Below are 6,436 nucleotides of genomic sequence, written 5' to 3'. Positions count from 1 at the left end.
AAAAAAAATAAAAAACGGGCTTAGATCAGTTATGTAGCAGGACGATCGGTTTGATAAGGATTAATGTGGATCATAACCTTCTTAACCGTTGAATGCTCAGACATTAGAGCCTCTTTTACTAATTTCGAAATACGATGACCTTCCTCCACACTTAAATGAGATCCGACACTCACCTTCAAGTCAATAACAATATAATGGCCATGTGTTCTTGCTAACAATTCATCAACTCTCATAACACCTTTCACCGAACGGACCGTCTGTAGAAATGGAGCTGTTTTCTCCGGTTCTAATACTTGCTCCATCATAATCATGCTTGATTCCTTTGCTAAGCTGTAGCCAACTTTTATAACCAATAATGAAACGAGAATACCCGCAATCGGATCTAAGTAAATTAAGATGGGGATATTTAAATATTGACCAAGTATCGCTCCTAATACCCCAACAAATGCAGCAATGGAAGAAAGGACATCTGAACGGTGATGCCATGCTTCAGCTAACAATACGGAGCTATTTATTTTTTTCGCTAAACGATATTTGTATTGAAACATCACTTCTTTAGCAACAATCGAAATCACAATCGCGATGAGGGCTATTCCACCTGGCGCTTGCGGAGCCTGTCCCCACACTCCTTGCATAGAGGATACCGCAATCTCAATCCCGACAATAATCAGAAGCAGGGCAACAATAATCGTAGCGACATTTTCTGCTTTTCCATGGCCATAAGGATGATCTTTATCAGGAGGCTTTTGTGCTGTACGCAGTCCAGCTAGCACCGCAATCGAACCCGCTACATCCGATGCTGAATGAGCAGCATCAGCAATAAGCGCTCGACTCCCTGAAAGCCAGCCAACAATCCCTTTCATGATGGCTAACAATGCATTAACCGCTATTCCTATCCATGTCGCTATCTCCGCTTGTCTAAATCGATTATCCATTCTTTATAACACCCCACTCCGATACGATCTTCACCTTTTTTCAAGGTGCTTTTACATCCTACCAGATGAATATCGTGTGGGTCTACAGCAACCTTTTTGTGAGGTTGAACACTTCTTACTCTCAGTGAAAATAGCTAAATAACAGCAAGAAATTTGGTTAGGAGAAACATTTAACAGTTATTTTGTTCACCTCCCCTTTTAGAAAGTATAAATGCAAAGATCGCGTTCAGGATTAACAACCCAACTACCCCTATTGACAGTAAAGCTAAGTCTGGTACAAAGAGCCAAAAGCTCTGAAACGGAATACTAAATCCATTAATAAATAAAGGAAAGAAACTAACAGCTAATAATCCAAAAAGAACACCTACACCTCCCCATCTCCATCGATGTTTTACTACAGTTTGTCTCTTGAGTTTACTAATAAATAGGATGGAAACTAGTAGAAGGAAGCCAACTACAACATAAAATAATGACCGTTCTATTGGGGTACTTCGAACAATATCTCCTGGTTCTAGTCCATATAATAGCTTCTCAATGCCAGTAGAAACATTATGGAGCCTTATCTCCTCAAGAGAGTTATTCCTGTTCGTTAATAATACAACACCTACTTCTAACTCTGGTATCATAAACATTTCAGAGCGAAAGTCTGTAGTTGAACCACTATGCCAAATTTTCAAATCTCCATTTTCTAAATTAGACAATCGCCATCCAAATCCATAATAATAATCTTGCCTTAATTCAATTAGTGGTTCTAAAAGAAGATCTGTATGTTCCTGAGAAAGCACTTGTCCTGGATTCTGCAATGCTATTATAAATTGAGCCATATCTTGAGCACTAGCCGCAATATATCCATATGGTGCTCCACCATTATCGAAACGATTTGGACTAGCAATCGGAATATCGAACCACGAACGATACCCTGCTTCCCACCCTGTTCCAATTGCTTGTTGAACGCTAGCAGAAGCAAACTTCATGTCAAGTGGTCCAAACAACTCATTATGAACAAAATCCGAAAAAAAACTACCTGTTACTTCCTCTATTACAGCTCCCAATATGGCATAATTAGCTGCACTGTATTCATATCCTTCTCCTGGATAAAAAATAGGCTCATCATTTGCTAATACACGAACATTTTCTTGGATAGCTTCGAATTCACTTGAACCTCTATCAGAAAGGCTAAACCCCGAAAACGAACTAAGTCCACTAGAGTGCGACAGTAAATGTTCAATCGTGATGTCAGAAGCTACTACTTCATCGCTTAATGTAAACCACGGTAAGTAGTCTTGCACAGGTTTCTTCAAATCTATCATACCTTGTTCAACTAAAAGCATGATCGCATATGCTGTAATAGCCTTGCTATTTGATCCAATTAAAAAAGGAGTTTGTACAGTTACTTCACTTTTCTCTCCACCTGTAACTCCCCAAGCATTTGCCAATGCCACCTCACCCTCATGTACAATTGCAAGTGATGCTCCGGGAATTCGGAGCTCCACCATCGCACGTTCTACGTACTCACTAATTTTCTGAAAAACCTGCTCTTTTCCCTCAGCGTTAGCATTAATTACTTGAAATGGCATTAATATAAAAACTAGCATAGATATGTACAGGCGAAACATAAATTTTTCCTTCATCACATTCATAATCATTTCTCCTTCTTATCACTATAAGGAATCCTGCATTCTAGAAATACAGGCGAAGTTTCTGTATAATTATGTGAGAAGTGCACCAACACTTCTCACGATTATCCTAACGTCAATTAGGATTCATGTGCACAATTTGTTAGAGCCGTCTTTTTAATAAGGCGGTTTCTTCCCATCTACTACAACCATCAACCTTAAGCACCTTTTTTTCTCCTTCCTGTCCCTGTAAACAGTAGGCTTAACCATATTCCAATGCCGATTAAGAAAAAGACCATAAACACACTAATTGCAATAAACATTTCACCAGTTGCAAATCCAGACATAGTCGCTACTAACATACTAAATAGAATCATTCCAGTCGCAATCCCATAAAGCAGAGCTCTCACTCTATTCATCGCATATTTTGTTTTCGATTCTCTTGTTAATACGCTATAAATGACCACCGGTGCACCAATTACTACGAAAATAAGTGCACTTGATGAAATATCCATCGATAAACCCATGGAATACAACATAGCGCAAGTCAGCAATCCAAACAGAATAACCAATATACCGATAACGATTCCTGCATCTGACACTCGTGATGACATTGAAGAATAAACGGCTTGTTTCGCTTGATCTTGACCAATTTCTCTCATCTCACTAACTAATCCACTCAAATCACCTAACGAGCGAATTGCTTCTTTAAAAGCTTCTTCTTCCTTCATACCTGTATTTTTATAGTCACTCATCTTTTCACTCAAATTAGTTGTTAATTCCTCCTTTAGATCAAACAGCTGTTGACTATCACCTACGCCAACAAACAAACGATCCACATACACTTGTACCTTTTGCGACCCATTGTTACGATTTTTCATTTTTCTTAATTCCCCCTTCAATTAATTGATCTAAAACACCTTTAGCAAAATGCCACTCTTTTTTACTCCTCTCATAACGATTAGCTCCTTCTTCAGTCAGTCGATAATACTTTCTTCGTCCACCTTGCGTTTCATCTCCCCAATACGATGTAATCATTCCTTCCTTTTGCAACCGTCGAAAAGCCGTATACAACGTTGCTTCTTTTAATTCATACTGATTATGACTTAATTGAATAATGGTTTTATAAATTTGATAGCCGTAACTATCTCCCTGCCGTAAAATATTCAAAATGATTGTATCTGTATGACCACGTATTAAATCTGTTGATATCTTATTCGACATACTCTTTCACCCCCTACAATATAATTTATACCATATTACTATGTCTGTCAAAGTAATATGGTATAAATATTATTTTATTTGATTGAAATTCCTATCTTTTCATTTAATAATGATTTTCCAAAATAAAAAACGTCACAGCTTAGCAGGACGTCATTCAATATTTACTATTTAACTCATGGCCTAAACGAGACGACTTTTCACTTTGTCTTCATTCACAGAATACCACCGCCATCCTATATATGGTAAAATATGATATACAATAAAGGAGGATAAAAAAATGAACCATCTAACCAACATAACATATCAAAAAGAAGACGACATTCCTGCAAGTGAATTAGCTAGTGTGTTTAAAAGCTCTGGGATTAAAAGACCTGCCGATGATCTTACTCGATTGCAAAAAATGATTGACCATGCTGATCTTCTCATAACAGCGCGACATCAAAATCAGCTCGTTGGTATAGCACGTGCTATAACAGACTACAGCTATTGCTGTTACTTATCTGATCTAGCAGTTGATATAAAGTATCAGCATCAAGGGATCGGGACTGAACTAATACGATTTATACAAGCAGAGCTTAGCGAGGAAGTAGCACTGATCCTCCTATCTGCTCCCTCGGCTATGGACTATTATCCGAAAATGGGCTTTGAACCTATTGATAACGGATTTAAGATTGCTAGAAGGCAATAGCCATGTAAGTGGACTACTATTTATAAATGTTTTTATCATTCAATCTACTCATCATCTATATGATGAATATGGCTTCCTTCTTCTAAGCTTGTAATGATCATTCATTTAGTTAAGGCATTACATATTCAATCAAAGGATCCCTGCCACTATCAGCTACTGTTCTGTTAGTATCACAGGTCCCTTTTTCGTTATAGCAATTGTATGTTCATACTGTGCCGAAAGCTTGCGATCTCTAGTCCTAGCTGTCCATCCATTCATATCCATTTGACTATGCCAGCTTCCCTCATTTACCATTGGTTCAATGGTAATGACCATCCCTTCCTTTAGTTTCCTACCTGTATTCGGTTCGCCAAAGTGGAGAACTTGTGGTGGCTCATGCAAAGTTGGTCCAACTCCATGCCCAGTAAAATCACGGACTACCGAAAAGCCTTCAGACTCTACGTATGTTTGAATAGCGTGACCGATATCTCCTAACCGATTTCCGACATAGGCTTTTTCAATTCCTTTATAAAGAGACTCTTTCGTGACCTCCAATAGCCTCCTCGTTTTGTTAGGGACGGTTCCAACTACATAACTCCATGCAGAATCAGCTAAACCACCATGTAAATTCACGACCATATCAATGGTCACAATATCACCATTACGCAAAGGCTGTGCTCTAGGAAAACCATGACAAATTTCATCATTAATTGAAGCACACGTCGCAAATTGATAATCATTAAAGCCCTTTTGTTCAGGCGTTGCACCATGTTTCAGTAAATATTCTTCTACAAATTGATCAATTTCCAAAGTTGTCATCCCTGGCTTGATCATTTTCGCAATTTCCTTATGGCACGAAGCAAGTAGCTTACCGGCTTCATGCATGATTCGAATTTCCCTTTCACTTTTTAAGGTAATCATAATTCCCTCCCCTTTCATGTGATTATGGAATATTTATACATATTCATAGTCTATAAATGTTGCAGCTTGCCCATAATAATGATCGTTCTCATCAAATACATTCCAAACTATTGCTTGTTTAATATAGAATCTCTTCCCTGTACTTGAAATTCGAATCCCTGTATAATGATCAACATAATTATTTTCTTTTACTTGTTTAATGAAATGCGCTCGATCCATTCTTTCTTTAGGTTCAGCAGTCAGGCGTGATGGCGTTTCTAAGAAGGTCGCTCGATCCATTTCCCATAATGTCAGTGCAGCTTGATTACCAAAATTAAGTATAGGATCAGCTTCAATTCCATGTGACAAAATCACTGTTTTACTATCCATGAGCTGCTGCAAATAGCTTTTATGATGATCTAAAGAAATTAGATCTCGACCGATCCATCGTTTAAAGCTTTTGTTTAATCGTATCGCATGTTCCTCTGTATATCCATCCACAGACATGTCCATCTACAACTCTCCCCTCCCGAAATAATACATATATCCTCATCTTTATTTTTAGCCTTTATCATTTGGACAATTACACTTTCAACTGCATCATTGCACCGAAAAATTGTGAAGCCGTCGTAAAAGCGATAAAGGCACACAGCTCACTAATTTCTTCCTCGGAAAAATACTGCTGTAAAATATTAAATGATGAGTCTGGTATTAAAGGTCTTTGCTTTAAAAACACCTCAGCAAAACCAACCGCAATAGACGTTTTTAAATCGAATTTGTTAGGATCAGGCTTTCCTTTTGCTTTGCAATACTCACACCCATTACTTTGGGCTAACGTTCTTCTTACTTGTTCCTTCAAATGAGAAGACAGCAAAGCATCTTTCTCTAGCACACTCCCTAAATGGGACCAACTATTCATGACCTCGATATTATGACCTAAAAGTTGTTGAAATGGTGTATTTCCAAAGCTTGATTTCTGAATCCTTGTCACTTGCAACCCCTCCTTGTTATATTAATTATAGAAAACAAAACAATTAAACCACATTAAATTCAATATGAATAAATGGTTATTTGATTTAAAAATATAATTAATA

8 protein-coding genes are annotated in these 6,436 nt (G+C 37.7%); 1 reads left to right on the top strand and 7 read right to left on the bottom strand.

The genetic code is table 11. From position 1 onward, the window contains the following. Positions 1-29: 29 nt before the first annotated feature. The 4 genes from JCM9152_RS08660 to JCM9152_RS08645 all read right to left on the bottom strand — a co-directional run bounded on the left by JCM9152_RS08660 (position 30) and on the right by JCM9152_RS08645 (position 3,775). A complete protein-coding gene (locus JCM9152_RS08660; protein WP_035343207.1) occupies positions 30-935 on the bottom strand; it encodes a cation diffusion facilitator family transporter in 906 nt (301 codons plus the stop codon). Positions 936-1,105: 170 nt separating this feature from the next. Next, positions 1,106-2,575 (bottom strand): serine hydrolase, encoded by a 1,470-nt coding sequence (locus JCM9152_RS08655; protein WP_035343204.1) that lies wholly within the window; start codon positions 2,573-2,575, stop codon positions 1,106-1,108. 194 nt (positions 2,576-2,769) lie between these two features. Further along, entirely contained in the window at positions 2,770-3,432 is a 663-nt protein-coding gene (locus tag JCM9152_RS08650; RefSeq protein WP_035343203.1) for a permease prefix domain 1-containing protein, read from the bottom strand. Further along, a complete protein-coding gene (locus JCM9152_RS08645) occupies positions 3,419-3,775 on the bottom strand; it encodes a PadR family transcriptional regulator (RefSeq protein WP_035343201.1) in 357 nt (118 codons plus the stop codon). Before JCM9152_RS08645 ends, JCM9152_RS08650 begins: the two co-directional genes overlap by 14 nt. Positions 3,776-4,052: 277 nt before the next feature. Between JCM9152_RS08645 and JCM9152_RS08640 the strand changes: the two genes are divergently transcribed. Beyond that, entirely contained in the window at positions 4,053-4,463 is a 411-nt protein-coding gene (locus tag JCM9152_RS08640; protein ID WP_035343199.1) for a GNAT family N-acetyltransferase, read from the top strand. Positions 4,464-4,616: 153 nt separating this feature from the next. Here JCM9152_RS08640 and map read toward each other — a convergent pair whose 3' ends face one another. The 3 genes from map to JCM9152_RS08625 form a co-directional block, all read right to left on the bottom strand. Next, the gene (map, locus tag JCM9152_RS08635; protein WP_035343197.1) at positions 4,617-5,363 is read right to left on the bottom strand and encodes a type I methionyl aminopeptidase; all 747 of its coding nucleotides are present in this window, start codon (positions 5,361-5,363) and stop codon (positions 4,617-4,619) included. Between the two features lie 33 nt (positions 5,364-5,396). Then, complete coding sequence (locus JCM9152_RS08630; protein WP_035343195.1) at positions 5,397-5,855, bottom strand: MEKHLA domain-containing protein; 459 nt, start codon at positions 5,853-5,855, stop codon at positions 5,397-5,399. 70 nt (positions 5,856-5,925) lie between these two features. Then, positions 5,926-6,333: a carboxymuconolactone decarboxylase family protein gene (locus JCM9152_RS08625; protein WP_035343193.1), complete on the bottom strand. Its 408-nt coding sequence runs from the start codon at positions 6,331-6,333 to the stop codon at positions 5,926-5,928. Positions 6,334-6,436 lie beyond the last annotated feature (103 nt).

Origin of the sequence: Halalkalibacter hemicellulosilyticusJCM 9152, assembly GCF_000513115.1 — a bacterium.
GTDB lineage: Bacteria > Bacillota > Bacilli > Bacillales > Bacillaceae_D > Halalkalibacter > Halalkalibacter hemicellulosilyticus.
The sequence above is the reverse complement of the archived record's forward strand: the minus strand, read 5'-3'. Positions and strand labels throughout refer to the sequence as shown.

Bases quoted from the DNA above. Each gene is read 5' to 3' on its own strand.
- JCM9152_RS08650 (WP_035343203.1), bottom strand. From the start codon at position 3,432: ATGAAAAATCGTAACAATGGGTCGCAAAAGGTACAAGTGTATGTGGAT.
- JCM9152_RS08630 (WP_035343195.1), bottom strand. From the start codon at position 5,855: ATGGACATGTCTGTGGATGGATATACAGAGGAACATGCGATACGATTA.
- JCM9152_RS08660 (WP_035343207.1), bottom strand. From the start codon at position 935: ATGGATAATCGATTTAGACAAGCGGAGATAGCGACATGGATAGGAATA.
- JCM9152_RS08645 (WP_035343201.1), bottom strand. From the start codon at position 3,775: ATGTCGAATAAGATATCAACAGATTTAATACGTGGTCATACAGATACA.
- JCM9152_RS08640 (WP_035343199.1), top strand. From the start codon at position 4,053: ATGAACCATCTAACCAACATAACATATCAAAAAGAAGACGACATTCCT.
- JCM9152_RS08655 (WP_035343204.1), bottom strand. From the start codon at position 2,575: ATGAATGTGATGAAGGAAAAATTTATGTTTCGCCTGTACATATCTATG.
- map (WP_035343197.1), bottom strand. From the start codon at position 5,363: ATGATTACCTTAAAAAGTGAAAGGGAAATTCGAATCATGCATGAAGCC.